15 protein-coding genes are annotated in these 16,474 nt (G+C 43.8%); 3 read left to right on the plus strand and 12 right to left on the minus strand.

Features of this window, described 5'->3' with window-relative positions; translation table 11 throughout:
• Positions 1-38: 38 nt before the first annotated feature.
• From dnaK to gpr, 8 genes are all read right to left on the minus strand, one after another.
• On the minus strand, positions 39-1,871 hold the full coding sequence (dnaK, locus tag HNQ34_RS09080; protein ID WP_183253776.1) for a molecular chaperone DnaK: 1,833 nt from the start codon (positions 1,869-1,871) through the stop codon (positions 39-41).
• A gap of 21 nt (positions 1,872-1,892) precedes the next feature.
• Positions 1,893-2,483: a nucleotide exchange factor GrpE gene (gene grpE, locus HNQ34_RS09085; protein ID WP_183253778.1), complete on the minus strand. Its 591-nt coding sequence runs from the start codon at positions 2,481-2,483 to the stop codon at positions 1,893-1,895.
• Positions 2,484-2,593: 110 nt separating this feature from the next.
• Positions 2,594-3,628, minus strand: a complete 1,035-nt coding sequence (gene hrcA, locus HNQ34_RS09090; RefSeq protein ID WP_183253779.1) for a heat-inducible transcriptional repressor HrcA — start codon at positions 3,626-3,628, stop codon at positions 2,594-2,596.
• Between the two features lie 81 nt (positions 3,629-3,709).
• Positions 3,710-4,852, minus strand: a complete 1,143-nt coding sequence (hemW, locus tag HNQ34_RS09095; protein WP_183253781.1) for a radical SAM family heme chaperone HemW — start codon at positions 4,850-4,852, stop codon at positions 3,710-3,712.
• A 65-nt stretch (positions 4,853-4,917) separates the two neighbouring features.
• Entirely contained in the window at positions 4,918-6,744 is a 1,827-nt protein-coding gene (gene lepA, locus HNQ34_RS09100) for a translation elongation factor 4 (protein ID WP_183253783.1), read from the minus strand.
• Between the two features lie 103 nt (positions 6,745-6,847).
• The gene (locus tag HNQ34_RS09105; protein ID WP_183253785.1) at positions 6,848-7,186 is read right to left on the minus strand and encodes a YqxA family protein; all 339 of its coding nucleotides are present in this window, start codon (positions 7,184-7,186) and stop codon (positions 6,848-6,850) included.
• 15 nt (positions 7,187-7,201) lie between these two features.
• Positions 7,202-8,401: a stage II sporulation protein P gene (spoIIP, locus tag HNQ34_RS09110; RefSeq protein WP_183253787.1), complete on the minus strand. Its 1,200-nt coding sequence runs from the start codon at positions 8,399-8,401 to the stop codon at positions 7,202-7,204.
• Between the two features lie 75 nt (positions 8,402-8,476).
• The gene (gpr, locus tag HNQ34_RS09115) at positions 8,477-9,586 is read right to left on the minus strand and encodes a GPR endopeptidase (RefSeq protein ID WP_183253789.1); all 1,110 of its coding nucleotides are present in this window, start codon (positions 9,584-9,586) and stop codon (positions 8,477-8,479) included.
• Positions 9,587-9,794: 208 nt separating this feature from the next.
• Between gpr and rpsT the strand changes: the two genes are divergently transcribed.
• The gene (gene rpsT / locus HNQ34_RS09120) at positions 9,795-10,061 is read left to right on the plus strand and encodes a 30S ribosomal protein S20 (RefSeq protein WP_183253791.1); all 267 of its coding nucleotides are present in this window, start codon (positions 9,795-9,797) and stop codon (positions 10,059-10,061) included.
• A gap of 226 nt (positions 10,062-10,287) precedes the next feature.
• Here rpsT and holA read toward each other — a convergent pair whose 3' ends face one another.
• Entirely contained in the window at positions 10,288-11,313 is a 1,026-nt protein-coding gene (holA, locus tag HNQ34_RS09125) for a DNA polymerase III subunit delta (protein WP_183253792.1), read from the minus strand.
• Between the two features lie 285 nt (positions 11,314-11,598).
• Here holA and HNQ34_RS09130 point away from each other — a divergent pair, with 285 nt between their 5' ends.
• Positions 11,599-11,730, plus strand: coding sequence for a YqzM family protein (locus HNQ34_RS09130; protein WP_183253793.1), 132 nt, complete (start codon positions 11,599-11,601; stop codon positions 11,728-11,730).
• A 282-nt stretch (positions 11,731-12,012) separates the two neighbouring features.
• Here HNQ34_RS09130 and HNQ34_RS09135 read toward each other — a convergent pair whose 3' ends face one another.
• From HNQ34_RS09135 to HNQ34_RS09145, 3 genes are all read right to left on the minus strand, one after another.
• On the minus strand, positions 12,013-14,310 hold the full coding sequence (locus HNQ34_RS09135) for a DNA internalization-related competence protein ComEC/Rec2 (protein ID WP_183253795.1): 2,298 nt from the start codon (positions 14,308-14,310) through the stop codon (positions 12,013-12,015).
• 62 nt (positions 14,311-14,372) lie between these two features.
• Positions 14,373-14,828, minus strand: coding sequence for a ComE operon protein 2 (locus HNQ34_RS09140; protein WP_183253797.1), 456 nt, complete (start codon positions 14,826-14,828; stop codon positions 14,373-14,375).
• A gap of 67 nt (positions 14,829-14,895) precedes the next feature.
• Positions 14,896-15,507: a helix-hairpin-helix domain-containing protein gene (locus HNQ34_RS09145; protein ID WP_183253799.1), complete on the minus strand. Its 612-nt coding sequence runs from the start codon at positions 15,505-15,507 to the stop codon at positions 14,896-14,898.
• A 99-nt stretch (positions 15,508-15,606) separates the two neighbouring features.
• Between HNQ34_RS09145 and comER the strand changes: the two genes are divergently transcribed.
• On the plus strand, positions 15,607-16,428 hold the full coding sequence (gene comER, locus HNQ34_RS09150) for a late competence protein ComER (protein WP_183253801.1): 822 nt from the start codon (positions 15,607-15,609) through the stop codon (positions 16,426-16,428).
• Positions 16,429-16,474 lie beyond the last annotated feature (46 nt).

Raw genomic sequence — 16,474 nt, forward strand, 5'->3', positions numbered from 1 at the left:
CAAAGCCAAGGCAGGCCTGACTTTGACTTTGTTCTTTATTACTTGTCGTCTTTCACTTCTTCAAACTCTGCATCTACGACATTGTCGTCTTTTGTTCCTGTATGATCTGCTCCCGCTTGTTGCTGAGTTTGTGCTTGTTTTGCCGCTTGTTCATACAACTTAATCGAAAGTTGTTGAACGATTTCTTGCAACGCATTTTTCTTCGTGCGAATGTCTTCAATATCGTTTTTCTCTAACGCTGCTTTTAATGCATCTTTTGCTTCTTCCGCTTTTTTCACTTCTGCTTCATCGACTTTACCTTGAAGTTCTTTCAACGTTTTTTCTGTCGTAAATACTAAATGGTCTGCTTCGTTGCGAAGTTCAGCCTCTTCTTTCCGCTTTCTGTCCGCTTCCGCATTTTCTTCCGCTTCGCGAATCATGCGTTGAATTTCTTGTTCAGAAAGACCAGACGATGATTTAATGGTAATCGACTGCTCTTTATTTGTGCCTAAATCTTTCGCGCGTACGTGCACAATGCCGTTCGCATCGATATCGAATGTGACTTCGATTTGCGGTACGCCGCGCGGAGCTGGTGGAATGTCGGTTAATTGGAAGCGGCCGAGCGTTTTGTTGTCGGCAGCCATTGGACGTTCCCCTTGCAAGACGTGAATATCCACCGCTGTTTGGTTGTCCGTTGCCGTCGAGAAAATTTGCGATTTGCTTGTCGGAATCGTTGTATTGCGTTCAATGAGTTTTGTAAAGACACCGCCCATTGTTTCGATTCCTAATGAGAGCGGTGTGACGTCAAGAAGAACGACATCTTTTACATCTCCAGCAATGACCCCACCTTGAATCGCAGCGCCGATCGCGACGACTTCGTCAGGGTTTACACCTTTATGAGGTTCTTTGCCGATTTCTTTTTTGATCGCTTCTTGAACCGCCGGAATGCGTGTCGAACCGCCGACAAGAATGACTTTATCGATATCCGCTGGCGTTAATCCCGCATCTTTCAACGCTTGACGCACTGGCCCCATCGTGCGCTCGACAAGATGTGCCGATAATTCTTCAAATTTTGCACGAGTTAATGTCATTTCTAAATGCAATGGCCCTGTTTCGTTCGCGCTAATGAACGGCAATGAAATTTGCGTTTGCGTGACGCCGGAAAGATCTTTTTTCGCTTTTTCGGCCGCATCTTTTAAACGTTGAAGCGCCATTTTGTCTTTCGCTAAATCAATGCCGTGTTCTTTTTTAAATTGCTCGACTAAGTAATCGATGATGACTTGGTCAAAGTCGTCACCGCCGAGATGGTTGTCGCCGGCTGTCGCTTTTACTTCAAATACGCCGTCGCCCAATTCCAAAATCGATACGTCAAACGTACCGCCACCTAAGTCGTAGACAAGAATCGTTTGGTCTTCGTCCATTTTATCTAATCCGTACGCAAGCGCTGCCGCTGTCGGCTCGTTAATGATGCGCTCGACTTCTAATCCAGCGATGCGGCCGGCATCTTTTGTCGCTTGGCGTTGGGCATCGTTAAAGTAAGCCGGAACTGTAATGACCGCTCGTGTCACGGGTTCTCCTAAATATTCTTCAGCATACGATTTTAAGTATTGTAAGATCATTGCTGAAATTTCTTGCGGAGTATATTGTTTCCCTTCAATTTCCACTTTATAGTTCGTTCCCATATGGCGCTTAATCGAAATCACGGTATTTGGGTTTGTAATCGCTTGGCGCTTTGCCACTTCCCCTACTTGGCGTTCTCCGTTTTTAAATGCCACCACTGAAGGAGTGGTTCGATTTCCTTCTGGGTTTGGAATGACTTTTGGCTCGCCACCTTCTAGTACTGCTACGCAAGAGTTCGTTGTCCCTAAGTCAATGCCGATAATTTTGCTCATCAAGATCACCCTCCTGTCACATTATTGACTGACTTTGACCATTGCCGGCCGAATGACGCGGTCTTTTAGTTTATATCCTTTTTGAAATTCTTCTACGACCGTGTTTGGTTCATAGTTGCTATCTTCGACTTGCATCACCGCTTGATGCAAATGCGGATCGAACGGTTTTCCAACCGATTCAATCGCTTCAACGCCTTCTTTTTTCAACGCTTCTAACAAAGCACGATAGACCATTTCCATTCCTTGTAAAATCGATTTCGCTTTTTCATCTTCTACCTCAATTTTTAAGGCGCGTTCAAAATTATCTAACGCAGGTAAAAGATCCATCACTAAGCTTTGGGCACGATATTTTTCCGCTGCCTCAAATTCAAGTCGTGTACGGCGGCGGAAATTATCAAAATCCGCATGCAAACGGAGATAACGATGTTCCATCTCTTGCAATTTTCCTTCAAGTTCCGCAATTTTTTCGTTTGCAGCTGCTAACTCTTCTTTTTCTGTGGATAAGTTTCCTTCACTTGGCTGCATTTCATTCACTTCCACTTCAGAGTCGTTTGATTGTTCATATGTAACATCTTCTTGCACTTGAACGGTTTCTTTTTGATCTTTTTCCACGGACTTCACCTCCCTTAAATGAATGAAACATATGTATATTCAAAAAAGCCATTCACAAGGAAAGGATGGGGTGCGGTGCACCAACCATCCATTATCCAATATGACCAATGCTAGCTGTTTTGATACCAATCTGTCAACGCTGTCGATAAATCGGAAGCGACGCGATTTAAAATTGTAATGACGCGAGAATATTCCATGCGTGTCGGTCCGAGGATTGCAATCGTTCCCAATTGCTCCTCGCCAACGGAATAGGTAGCCGTAATTAAGCTGCAGTTTTCCATTCCGCTCAATTGGTTTTCCCGGCCGATCGTGACTTGAATCCCTTTTTTGCTGTTTTTGCGCAACAAACGGTAAAAATCCTTTTCCTGCTCGATGATCGTCATTAAGGAGCGCACTTTTTGAATATCGCTGAATTCCGGCTGGCTGAGCATGTTCGTTTTTCCCGCAAAAAACATTTTTTCTTCTTGCGGTACGTCCAATGTCTCCGAGATCGTTTTTAACATGCTGTCGTAATTATAAATATGAGTGCGGAGTACATCGGCTACTTCTTTATAAATTTTATCTTTTAATTCGATGAGCGGAACGCCGATTAAACGCTCGTTTAAAATATTGACCATTTTTTCTAAATCGGAAGCGTTCACGGAAGCCGGAATCGTAATGACGCGGTTTTCAACATGCCCCGTATCTGTTACGATGATCGCCACAGCCGTTTCCTTGTTCAGCGGAATAATTTGAATTCGTTTCATCTTATTATCCTTCACTGCCGGTCCGAGAACGATCGACGTATAGCTCGTTAAATCGGACAAAATTTGCGCCGATTTTTGGACGAGCTTTTCTAATTCATAAATTCGCTCAGCGAAAATCGACTTGATTTTTCTCATATCCTCTTGTGTCAGCCGCTGTGGTGACAATAGATGATCAACATAGTAACGATAGCCTTTTTCCGATGGCACCCTTCCTGATGAAATATGGGTTTTTTCAATATATCCTAACTCTTCTAAATCCGCCATTTCATTTCGAATCGTTGCAGAGCTGAACGTAATTTTCTCTTTCTTAGACAGCGTCCGGGAACCGACAGGCTGACCGTAACGAATAAAATCATCAATAATGACTTGTAAAATAAGCAATTGGCGATCGGTTAGCAACTATCATCACCTCTGTTAGCACTCAGGTTGTTCGAGTGCTAAATCTATTATTAAAGTATCAAATTCAGCCGTTTCTGTCAATTAGGTTGTGCCAAGAAACGCCTGAAACACTTCATTGCCGAGCAGTTTGCCGCGGTGCGTGAGGCGAAGATGAGTTGCGGTTTCCTCCAATAGCCCTTTCTCTTTTTCATTTTCAATTACTTCAGCAAACACATCGTGAACCGACCGGTGAAATTTTTCGTAAAATCGCTGTTTGGCTACCCCTTCGATTTTTCGCAATCCTAAAAACATTTCCTCTTCCATCTGCTCTGTCTCGCTGACTTCATGGTGTTCTATATACGGTAGTTTACCTTGTTGAATCAACTCTATATATTTTTTGAGCGGTCTGGCATTAACATTTCGCGTTCCATTGACGTAACTATGGGCACCAGCGCCGATTCCGTAATATTCTTCGTTATTCCAATACGTCAAGTTATGGCGGCTTTCAAAGCCGGGGCGGGTATAATTGCTGAGCTCGTATTGATTGTACTTGTTTTCTTCCATTTTTTTCATAATCTCTTCGTACATTTCCGCTTCTTCCTCTTGATCTGGCAAAGAAAGATTGCCTTTTCTCATTAAATTATAAAATACAGTTTTAGGCTCAATAATTAACGAATACGCTGAAATGTGCTGAACATCGAGCGAAAACGCTAGAGCCAAATCCGTTTGTAGTTGCGCGAGCGTTTGCCCCGGCAGCCCATACATTAAATCGATGCTAACGTTAGAAAAACCGACCGCTTTTGCTGCTTCAAGCGCACGCAACACATCGGTTTGCCGATGGGTACGACCGATGTGTTTTAACAATTCGTCATCGAACGTTTGCACCCCGATACTTAACCGATTGACCCCCGCTTCTTTTAATAGCTGCAATTTTTCGCGTGACAGTTCATTCGGGTTTGCTTCCAACGTAAATTCCACGTCATCGGCCACAAACGGAAGGGAATTGTGAATGCTCGTTAACAAAAAATCGAGCTGTCGTATATCGAGCGCAGTTGGCGTGCCACCGCCAACAAAAATCGTGTGTAGCTGATCGGTCGGAAACTGCGCGATCGTCCGCTTCATTTCTTGTTCCATCGCCTGCAAATATTCCATCACTGGCTGTCCTTTTAAAAATACTTTGTTGAAATCGCAATAATGGCAAATGTGCGTGCAAAACGGAATGTGCAAATACGCTGCCCGAATCAATCGTTATCGCCCCTTTTCGTAAAAAATAAGGCCATCCCATCCGATGAGACAGCCTTTGTTTTTCGTTATTTTTTATCGTCCATTTTCAGTACAGCCATGAACGCTTCTTGCGGAACTTCGACGGAGCCAACTTGCTTCATTCGCTTTTTCCCTTCTTTTTGTTTTTCAAGAAGCTTGCGTTTCCGAGACACGTCACCGCCATAACATTTCGCTAATACGTTTTTGCGCAGCGCTTTAATGGTTGAGCGCGCAATAATTTTATTACCGATCGCCGCTTGAACCGGCACTTCAAATTGCTGACGCGGGATCAGCTCTTTTAACTTTTCTACGATGACTTTTCCGCGCTCATATGCAGAATCGCGGTGAACGATAAAGGAGAGCGCATCGACTTTCTCTCCGTTGAGAAGAATGTCCATTTTCACAAGGTTGGACGGTTTGTATCCGATCAGTTCATAGTCGAATGAAGCATAGCCTTTCGTGCTTGATTTTAAAATATCGAAGAAATCATACACAATTTCAGATAACGGGATTTCATAAATCAGCATCACCCGTTTTTCGTCAACATATTGCATATCAACAAAAATTCCGCGCTTGCCTTGGCATAGTTCCATGACCGCCCCGACGTAATCGTTCGGCACCATCACCGTCGCTTTGACATACGGTTCTTCGACGCGGTCGATTTTTTGCGGATCCGGCATGTTCGACGGATTGTCAACTTGCACTTCTGTTCCGTCCGTTAAGTACACTTTGTATACGACACTTGGCGCAGTTGTAATTAAATCAATGTTAAATTCGCGCTCGATGCGCTCTTGAATAATTTCCATATGCAATAGCCCTAAAAAACCACATCGAAAGCCGAAACCAAGCGCTTGTGACGTTTCAGGTTCAAATTGCAGCGCTGCATCGTTTAACTGCAATTTTTCCAACGCTTCACGCAAGTCGTTGTATTTGGACGTATCGATTGGATACATTCCGCAAAACACCATCGGGTTTAAGCGGCGATAGCCTGGAAGCGGCTCAACGGCAGGATTTTTCGCATCGGTAATCGTATCTCCTACGCGCGTATCGCTCACATTTTTTATCGATGCCGTTAAAAACCCAACATCACCGACGGTCAATTCATCGACAAACTTCGGCTTCGGTGTAAACACGCCGACTTCGACAACTTCAAATTCTTTTCCAGTTGACATCATTTTAATTTTTTGGCCCGGCTTGACCGTTCCTTCGACGACGCGGATGTACGCGACGACGCCGCGATACGAGTCATAAAGCGAGTCGAAAATAAGCGCTTTTAACGGCGCATCGGGGTCGCCGGTTGGGGCTGGAATTTTTTCGACAATTTGCTCTAAAATTTCGTCGATACCAATGCCGGCTTTCGCCGATGCTAACACCGCTTCGGAAGCATCTAACCCGATTACATCTTCAATTTCTTGACGGACGCGCTCCGGTTCGGCGCTTGGCAAATCGATTTTATTAATGACCGGCAAAATTTCTAAATTGTTGTCTAACGCCAAATAGACGTTCGCCAGTGTTTGCGCCTCAATTCCTTGCGCCGCATCGACGACAAGAATCGCACCTTCGCAAGCCGCCAAGCTGCGCGATACTTCATACGTAAAATCGACATGTCCGGGCGTATCAATTAAATGGAAAATATATTCTTCCCCGTCTTTTGCTTTATACTTCAGTTGAACGGCATTCAATTTAATCGTAATGCCGCGCTCGCGCTCTAATTCCATCGAGTCCAACAGTTGATCTTTCATCTCTCGTTCAGAAATCGCACCCGTTTTTTCAAGAATGCGATCCGCTAACGTCGATTTTCCGTGGTCGATATGTGCGATAATGGAAAAGTTTCGAATTCTTTCTCTTCTTTTTAATCTTTCTTCACGATTCATCTATTTTCACTCCTGCTATTTCCGAACTACACTAGCTTTGATTATAGCAACACCACCGGCAAGATTCAATGAGAGAAGAAAAAAAGTCGGGAAAAACCCGACTTCATTTGATAAGCTCACCGAGAAACGAAAGAATCTCTTTCATGACGGAACGCACCGCTTCAGCTAAACGTTTTCCAAGCTCGGAAAACAGATTGAACATTTTCATATGTTCCAGCTTTTTTTTCTTTTCATCGATGTTTTCGATCGTTACTTTGTTCCCCATCACCATCGCCTCGACCTCTCCATTTTGATCTTTGGACACACGTAGCACTGTTTGAAACGATGGATCCTCATAGCCTTTCATTTTAAGAAGTCCTTCGTTTGCTTGCTGCATCCCGAGCAATACGCCAAAAAAGAGAAGAGTCGCGGCCGCAAAAAATTGAATCGTAAATTTGATCATTCTGTTTCCATCTCCTTACTGCTTTTGAGCCGGTGCTGGCGCTTGCACTTTTTCCGCTTGCCAATAATATTCGCTAAATACATCTGCAACCGCTGCAGCCGTTCGAAACAGTTCGTCGAACGTATTGTCAACTCCGCCAAATTCGATTAACATTGCATTTTCGGATAAATCTTGATTGAATTTTCCGTTCGTTTCCGCTCCTTTTTTCTCGATGACTCCGCGGCTAAGTCCCGGATATTTTTTTTGCAACAAACGATGAAGCTGTGTCGCTAATTGCAAATTTTTTTCGTAATTCGCATTTTCCCCGCCAATAATAAAGACGACGCGGGCATAATCAACTCCGTTAATCGTGACAGTCGTATATTTTCGTCTTCGCGAATCGCGATGGATATCAATCAAATATTGTAAATCGCGATTACGCCCCATCGCCTGCATAACAACTTCCCTTGACATATCATACGATTGATAATATTTCATTCTTTTTTCAGTTAATCTTTTTTGAATATCAACAGGGCTTTCTTCTGCTCCAATTCCCCGTTTTTCCAATTCTTCTGCAAGTTTTTGTCCGACCTTTGTTATATTCACGCTGCGATGAAAAGCAAGATCCGGATCCGTTGTCCCTTTTAAAGCCGGCAAGTAAGATTCGTATGTGTGCGTATGATAAATGTAGACAACTTTTTTTCCACCCGTAGTCATCGTTGGTGGCGGCACTGGTTTTTCATCTTGCGCTTGATCAGCCTGCTGTAAATTTTCGATCGAAGCTTCCCGTTCAGCCAACATCACTTCAAGCGGTGGTGCGGATTCATACGGCATGTTCGTATAATCCGTTCCTTCTCCTGCAACGACGATTTTGCTGTCGTATAAAGCAAACCCTGGCAGTTCGCTCCCAAGCAAGCTGCGCGGATCATCAGGATTGATGCTTGTCATCATCCGAAACAAAATGGATGAATAACTAATTTTTTGCCGCTCTTTCGGCAAACTTTGCAAAAAATAATGATTTTCGAAGCTAAATAAATGGATGAACGTTTCCTCAGGGAAGTCGTTGGTCACATTGTTAACAGAAGAAGACGAAAGGCGATATTCCGGTTTCAAAGAAGTCATGAGGCCGACAAGCGTAAATGTCATCATCCATCCTAAAACCGCTAAAACCGCAACTTTTTTTATGCTTGTCCCATGAATCGTCACGATCATTTGCCGAGAACGAAGCCGTCTCATGTTCTCACCCTTTCTAAGCTTGTCTACTAATTTAACAGTATGGCCAAGCTTAAAAAGATAGAACATTTTTTTGAATTAATGTGTATAAGCGCCGGTATTGCCTTGATCGACTTGCTCGTGAAGCGCTGCATTCAAGCCGCTTGCTAGCAAATTCGCCATATCTTCAATAAATAGATCGACTTCTTTCGGGGTTACCATCAAATTATGGCCAAGCGGTGCCAATACTTCATGAATAAGCGCCCGTTTTTCGTCGTCGTTCAGCGTACCAATCATTCCAAGAAACGTCGACCGCTCTGATGGCATCGGGAGATCTTCGTCGGTTAATTTTTTTCGCCTTCCAAGCATCCATCCAGACGGTGCCAAGGCGCTAGAAGGCCGACTTCCTTCCCGCATTTCTCTACCGAAATGTTTTAAAAGAAAATCAATCGTATCGCTTGTAATCGATACCGCATCGACAACGGTCGGCACACCGATCGCAATGACGGGAATTCCTAACGTTTCTTTGCTTAGTTCTTTTCGTTTATTCCCTACCCCCGATCCGGGATGGATGCCGGTGTCCGAAATTTGAATCGTCGCATTGACTCGCTCGATGGAACGTGCAGCGAGCGCATCGATGACAACAACAAAATTTGGTTTTGTTTTTTCCACAACACCGCGAATAATATCGCTCGTTTCAATTCCTGTCGTTCCCATCACCCCTGGCGCAATCGCACTCACAGGCCGAAAGCCTTCTTCGACGCTTTCCGGCTGAAGCTGAAACAAGTGTCTTGTGATAAGCAAATTTTCCACCGCCAGCGGTCCGAGCGCATCAGGGGTCACGTTAGCGTTCCCAAGTCCAACGACAAGGCAGCTCGCCGCTTTTCCAATATTCAATTTGCACAAAAACGTATGAAATTCTTTTGCAAATACTTCCTCTACCTTTTTTTGCAGCTCCGTATCTTGCTCGCGAATGCCTTGCGCTTCAATGGTGATGTACGTTCCTGCTTTTTTCCCGAGCGATTGGGCACCTTCTTCCGTCACTTCGACGTATGACAGCTTGATGCCATCGATTTCGCGATCACGAATGATCACGCCTTCAATGTGTGAGCACGTTTCGCTTTTTTGCTGCAACCGCTCTTCCATCGCAATTTCATGAGCTTCAACCGCCAAATCTGTCCGCACGGAATATATGCTAAGATCTAACATGTCGGCGTTCCTCCTTTTTTCGATCATTTATATTTATTGTCGCCGCTTTATTGTTGTTTCATTCTTTAATAAGTAAAGTATTTTTGCTTGAATAGTCTTGCATAATTGAAGTGTGTTTGATAGAATATCACTTGTTCTTGATATGTCTATGTCGCTAAAAATGACAAAAGAATAACGTATATAGGCAGCATTACGGAGGTGAAAGACGTTGGCAAATATTAAATCCGCGATTAAACGCGCAAAAACAAGCGAAAAGCGGCGCGCTCATAACGCTTCGATGAAGTCAGCTATGCGCACAGCGATTAAAAAATTTGAAGCGCTTGTAGAAGCAAAAGAGGTAGAAAAAGCGCAAGAAGCATTTGTGATCGCTTCTAAAAAATTAGACAAAGCGGCAAGCAAAGGACTAATTCATAAAAACGTAGCGAGCCGTCAAAAATCCCGCTTAGCAAAAAAATTAAACAGCATCACAGCGTAACTAAAATAAACGACCTTTTTCGGGTCGTTTTCTTTTTTAAGAAAAGCGGAGGCGAGCCAATTTCGCCTAAAGGCAGCCCACGTCCTGCGAGCAACGGCAAAATGCCGTCGTCCTGACTCCATCTCGCAGCCAAATGTTCTTCCGACGAGAAGTGCCTGTCACTTCCGCGGAGGCTAGTTTGACACAAAAAAGCTAGTAGCTGAAGCCAAACATTGAAAAAGCTAGGTTACATCCGTTCTTGACTCCATTTCACGAATAATAACTCTATTAGCAACCGTTTATCCATCGCGCTACTTTTCATTTGGTAATCCGCTTCCGCTAGATCGTGCATCATTTTCAACAGTTCTTGCTCAGAAAATAAAACGGATTGTCCGAGAGCAAGCTTCACACGAAACGGATGTACTTTTAGTAATGAAGCGATCTGCTGCTGTCCGTACCCTTTGGCAGCCAGCCATTTGACTTGATACAAAAGACGAAATTGCGACGCTAAAAGCGATAAAATTTTAATCGGTTCCTCATTACTCTCAAGCAAGTCATAAAATATTTGCAGCGCTTCACTTATGTTTCGCTGAACGACTTTTTCGACTAACACAAAAACATTTTGCTCGAGCGTGCGGGATACAAGCATCTCTACCGTTTCTTTTGCAATCGTTCCCGCTTGTCCGACAAATAGCGCCAATTTGTCCAATTCGTTCGCCAAGATCATTAAATTCGTCCCCGCCAGCTTCAATAACGCATCTTTCGCCTCTTCCGTGATGGTCACGCCGTTTTCTTTCACCCGCTCACCGATCCAGCGGTGCAGTTCTTTTTCATGAAGAGGAGAAGCAACGAACACTTCCGCTTCATTCATCAGCCGCTTCGTTATTTTTTTGCGCTCATCCAATTTTTCGTACAACCCGACAAAAATGACAACCGCAAAAGGAGACGGAGAAGCTATGTATTCCTCAAGTTTTTTTAAATCATGCTCCACTTTGTCTTTTCCTTTTTCAGCCGTAAGAAAATACGGATTTTTCACGACAACAACCTTCTTCTCCCCGAAAAACGGAAGCGTCTCTGCCTCTTCGATCGCTGCTTCAATCGGTGTTTCTTCACAATCATACACCGATAAATGGAAATCCCGCTCCCCATCTTTCAGAGCCGTACCGACAATTCGTTCCAATGTTTCATTTAATAAAAAAGTTTCCGTTCCATATAACAAATAAAGAGATGCCAGCGTTTGTTGTTTAATTTTTCCCCAAAAGTCAATCACCATGTTTCTCTGCTCCTTTTCTCTTTAAAACCGCCCATGATGAAAAGATACACTGTTTTCTTGACATTTACAAGGGAATCAGCGGACGAAATAAAGCCGATTCCCATTTATATAAACGTTGATAAACAAGTCCTAGGACCTTATTTATCAACGGTTATTATTATGTTGTCCCGCGCTAAACGAACTATTTGTGTTAACTGTTGTCAACGAAGGAAACGAACAATTGCTATATAGATTTTTTTTTTCTTTTGACGTATACTAAAGATGATTGCATGAGGAGGGGTATGAATGAACGAGTTTGAGAAAAGCGTACAATGCACGCGCAATGATGCCGTCGATTCTGGTGTCGGATTTATAGTTTCATTTGGCTTTTTCGCCACGATGTTCATTATTGCGACATTAGTGAAATATTTTGGATGATGGGAAAGAGATTGCCTAGAGCAATCTCTTTTTCTTTTGCGCATGGATGTGAGGAAAAGAATGTTTCGGCTGTGAGCAACCGAGCAACCACCCGCTTTGCACTCTGCCTGCGGTGTGCTTTGGTTATCTGTGACGCATCAACGTAACTATATAAGTTGCAATAAGGAATTTTTCCGATTTTTCGTTTTTGTTTTCATCTCAATACAAACTGATATGATATAACATGGCGAGTGATCAGCTGGATGTAAAACAGCATTTCAACTCTTATATATGTGCTATATATTATGGCAAAATGACAGTAAAGGTTCCTGTTTTCTTTGTATATCGATATTGAATCGCTCCGTGTTCGTCTGTTCGTAAAATCTTAATGTGATGCGCTTTTAAACGTTCGATCACACCGGGGTGCGGATGATGGTACCGGTTGTTTTTTCCGACCGAAATAACAGCTAGTTTTGGTGTAATGGTCTGTAAAAAGGATTGTGATGTCGATGTTTCACTTCCGTGATGGCCGATTTTTAAAACATCTGCGCGCAAACGGGGAAACATGTGAATCAGCTGTTGTTCCCCTTCTTTTTCGAGATCCCCTGTAAACAACCATACTAACGGTCCGAGCTTCGCGTATAAAACGATGGAACGGTTGTTATCCGTCGATGGTTCCCCATCTTTATTCGGATTTAATACATAAAATGCGGCATCCCCTATTCGCCAACGATCGCCGCGCCCTACTTCTTTCACGGTGATATCAAGGTCCTTTGCCGCTGCCACGAGCGATGCTTGCAGCGGATGCGTTGTCCCTCCTTTTCCGATGAACAGCTCTTTCACTTGGATGTTTCTGATCACTTCCACGGCAGCCCCCATATGATCCGCATCTCCGTGCGTAATGATGAGCCGATCGAGCACGCGAACTCCTTTTCCTTTCAAAAACGGAACGACAACATTTTTCCCCACATCCCATTCGCTGTTTCGCTTTTGCCACGGCTGCTTCGGAAACGAAACCGCCCCTCCTGTGTCGATAAGATACACCCCTTTCCGATGCGGCAGTTCGATATAAATGCAATCCCCTTGTCCGACATCAAGAAAAACGACTTCTCCGTAGCGGTTCATATACGGAACGATCGCATGAAAAACCACCACCGCTAGCACATACACAAAAGCGCCGTATCGCCTCCGCTCCATTTGCGTAAACGCAAACAAAATCGCAACCCCATAACAAACCAGCAAATACGATGATGGACGTCCAAGAACGACTGACAGCGAACGGTTTTCAGCGAAAAAAAGAACCCATCGATTCGTCATGTCGATGACATGTTCCAATCCCCAGATGAAGAACGCGCCCATCAACTCCGATATGTAGTGCGCACCTAATGAAACAAGGGAAAGCGGCAAAATGACAAACGAATAAAGCGGAACGAAGACTATATTGAATGGAATGCTTAAAAGCGAAAACTCAAAAAAGTGGTATAACAAAAACGGAAGGGCGCTTATTTGCGCAATTAATGTCGTAAGAAAAAGGCGGGAAAGCGCCGATGAACATTGATCGATCATCTGACTAGACAAAACGAGGGCCAATGAAACGATAAACGACAATTGAAATCCTGCTTGAAATAACGTATACGGCTGAAAAATAAGCATGGCGATACATGCCCAACTGATGGCATCCAAAGGGGGAACGCTTGATTTTTTGTAACGAATCCATAAAACAATCATCGCCATCAACGATGCACGAACAACGGAAGGGGAAGCACCAGTCATCACAATATAGATCGGAAGAAGACAAAGAAGAAGGAGAGCAGCCGTTTCCCGCGTCAAAAAACGAATAAGCGCGTAAAAGCATGCTCCTACAAGCAACGTCACATGAGAACCGGAAATCGCCAATAAATGCACTAATCCAAGCTTTTGATATCCTTCGAGGAGCGAATCGTCCATCTCTGTTCGCTCGCCGTATACAAGCGCTTGAACAATTCCGACAGTAGAAGGAGGAAAAGATGCGGCAATTTCGTAGAGGCCTTGCTGCCGCAGCGACAGCAGCATTTCATACAATGTAAGCGAAGTGGAGCGGCACTGACGAAGAGAAAAAGATTGGGGCCGTATGATCCAATGAATATATTGAAACCGCAAATATTGCCGATAATCAAAGGCGTAAAAGTTTCGAAGAGGTTCGGGACTTTCTAACATTCCTTTGAACGAGCAAACCATGCCAATCGTAAGATGAGAAAGCTCTTTCTTCTCGCTTTCGCTTTTGATCCGGTACACTAGTTGTACTTTTTCTTTTTCTTTTTCTTTCGTTTTGACGACCGCTTTGAGCCGGTCACCATCAATTATAATGGGCGCGACGAAGCGAACGGAGAAGTCAGTTTTGTTTTGTGGAAGAATCGTCTGATTGTTATAGTCAATCCAAAACATATAGAAGGAAAAAAAGGTTGTTGTGAGTATGCATGGAAGCAAAATTGAACGTTTTCGAAGGAAAAGAAACAAAAAATAACTAGCGATGATCACAAAATGAAATGCATGTAATATTCGGTACCCAATCGCCACCCCGCATATGCTAGCGATCGCTACATACACCATATTCCCTTTCATTTCTACCACCCCTTTTGGCACGCCCTGCCGCCATCACAACGAAAAGCGTCAGGGCATGATGTTTACTTTTGAAGAAGCGATAGCACTTCCCGATCAAATGGGACATGTCGAACGAGCACATTCGCTTGTTGAAACAGTTCGAGCGCATACGGATGGTTTTTGTAGTCTTGGGCGTAATATACTGCGCGAATGCCGCTTTGAATGATCGCCTTGCAGCAATGCAGACACGGGAAATGCGTCACATATATTTCCGCTCCCTCGGTTGGCACTCCGAATTTGGCGCATTGAATAATGGCGTTCATTTCTGCATGGATGGTGCGAACGCAATGATTGTCGATGACATAACATCCTTCATCGATGCAATGTGCTCCTCCTGCGATCGAACCGTTATATCCGCCCGCAATAATCCGCTTGTCGCGAACGATCGTCGCCCCTACCGCTAAGCGCGTGCACGTGCTGCGCAACGCTAACAAATGACTTTGCGCCATAAAATATTGATCCCATGTAATTCGTTCCATTTCTTACCTCTCCCCTAACATTCATATAATAACAGTGTAACGAGTCGAAAAAAAGGCGTCAATTTTACTAGCGAATGATTATTTGCTCTTTCATTTTTTCGAGCGACTTTTCCCCGATTCCTGATACGTTCAATAAGTCTTCGATTTTTCGAAACGGTCCGTGTTCTTCGCGATAAGCGATAATCGCAGCTGCTTTTGCCGGACCGATGCCCTGAATTTTTTGGATTTCTTCCAATGAGGCGCTGTTAATATCAATTTTGGGCTTTTCTTCTTGTGAATCACCAGATGGCACAGGGGCACTAACTTCCCCTTTCGCCGGAACGTAAATTATCATTTCATCATGTACTTTTGCTGCTAAATTGACTTTTGTATGATCCGCTTCTTTCGTCAATCCCCCTGCCATCGCGATCACATCTTTCACGCGCGCATGTTCCGTTACCTCGTAAACGCCCGGACGAGCAACAGCTCCTTTAACGTCTACAAACAGTGCTATCGGCTGCTGCTGTTCTTGTTCTTCATTCATTTCTGCCGCGTTTTTCTGCTCTAAAGGCGGATCTGCCGTTAAAGCAAAAGATTGTTCTTGTTCGCGATCGCTATAGATGAAAATAACAGTTGCTACAATAGCGATGAGCGCCAAAACGTACCATTGCTTTTCATATTTTTTTCCCCACTGCCACACAAACGATCATCCTTTCGAAAATGATGAATAAAAAAGTGGATTCATTCATACATATCGTTGAGAGGAGAGATATCGGCCAATAAGAAAGGGGGACGAACCATGAAAATCGGAGTGATTGGCACAGGAAATATGGGGAGAATTTTAATTGAAGCGCTGCTAGAAGCGAAAGCGGTCGCCGCAACTGACCTCGTTATTACGAATCGTACGATCGAAAAAGCGCTCGACATTCAACAAAAGTATCCGAAACTCGAAGTAGCAACGAGTCCGGAAGATGTCATCAAACGATCAAACATTGTATTTTTATGCATTAAACCATTGGATATTCACCCCCTTTTAAAGCAGCTATCTCCTTATTGGACAAAAGATCATTGTCTCGTTTCGATTACAAGCCCCATTACGGTTCAACAGCTTGAGTCCGTCGTTCCTTGCCATGTCGTTCGCGTCATTCCGAGCATTACGAACCGAGCTCTTTCGGGAAGTTCGCTCATGACATTTGGTAATCGTTGTTCAGCTCACTATCGAGCATATATAGAACAGTTATTTGAACATATTTCCATCCCTATATCGATTGAACAAGAGATCACGCGGGTTGCCTCCGATATCGCAAGCTGCGGTCCGGCCTTTTTTAGCTATTTGTTGCAGCGGTTTATCGATGCGGCTGTACAAAAAACAAACATCTCTAAAGAAATGGCTAATAAGCTTGCGAGCGAAATGATCATCGGCTTAGGAGAATTGTTAAAAAAGGGGATGTATACGCTCCCAACATTGCAGGAAAAAGTATGTGTCAAGGGCGGAATTACCGGAGAAGGCATCACTGTGTTAGAAGCGGAATTAGGCGAGATATTTGAGCATGTGTTCGAAAAAACACACGCTAAGTTTAACGAAGAGATCGAAAAAATCGACGAGCAATTTCACGAATAACATTCGATAAAAACGTAAAAAATCCTTCTTGCTGAATAAAAAAAGC

The sequence above is a fragment of the Anoxybacteroides tepidamans genome (assembly GCF_014201465.1).
Classification (GTDB): domain Bacteria; phylum Bacillota; class Bacilli; order Bacillales; family Anoxybacillaceae; genus Anoxybacteroides; species Anoxybacteroides tepidamans.

Bases quoted from the DNA above. Each gene is read 5' to 3' on its own strand.
- holA (WP_183253792.1), bottom strand. From the start codon at position 11,313: ATGGTGATTGACTTTTGGGGAAAAATTAAACAACAAACGCTGGCATCT.
- HNQ34_RS09105 (WP_183253785.1), bottom strand. From the start codon at position 7,186: ATGATCAAATTTACGATTCAATTTTTTGCGGCCGCGACTCTTCTCTTT.
- dnaK (WP_183253776.1), bottom strand. From the start codon at position 1,871: ATGAGCAAAATTATCGGCATTGACTTAGGGACAACGAACTCTTGCGTA.
- HNQ34_RS09135 (WP_183253795.1), bottom strand. From the start codon at position 14,310: ATGAAAGGGAATATGGTGTATGTAGCGATCGCTAGCATATGCGGGGTG.
- HNQ34_RS09130 (WP_183253793.1), top strand. From the start codon at position 11,599: ATGAACGAGTTTGAGAAAAGCGTACAATGCACGCGCAATGATGCCGTC.
- comER (WP_183253801.1), top strand. From the start codon at position 15,607: ATGAAAATCGGAGTGATTGGCACAGGAAATATGGGGAGAATTTTAATT.
- spoIIP (WP_183253787.1), bottom strand. From the start codon at position 8,401: ATGAGACGGCTTCGTTCTCGGCAAATGATCGTGACGATTCATGGGACA.
- lepA (WP_183253783.1), bottom strand. From the start codon at position 6,744: ATGAATCGTGAAGAAAGATTAAAAAGAAGAGAAAGAATTCGAAACTTT.
- HNQ34_RS09140 (WP_183253797.1), bottom strand. From the start codon at position 14,828: ATGGAACGAATTACATGGGATCAATATTTTATGGCGCAAAGTCATTTG.
- gpr (WP_183253789.1), bottom strand. From the start codon at position 9,586: ATGTTAGATCTTAGCATATATTCCGTGCGGACAGATTTGGCGGTTGAA.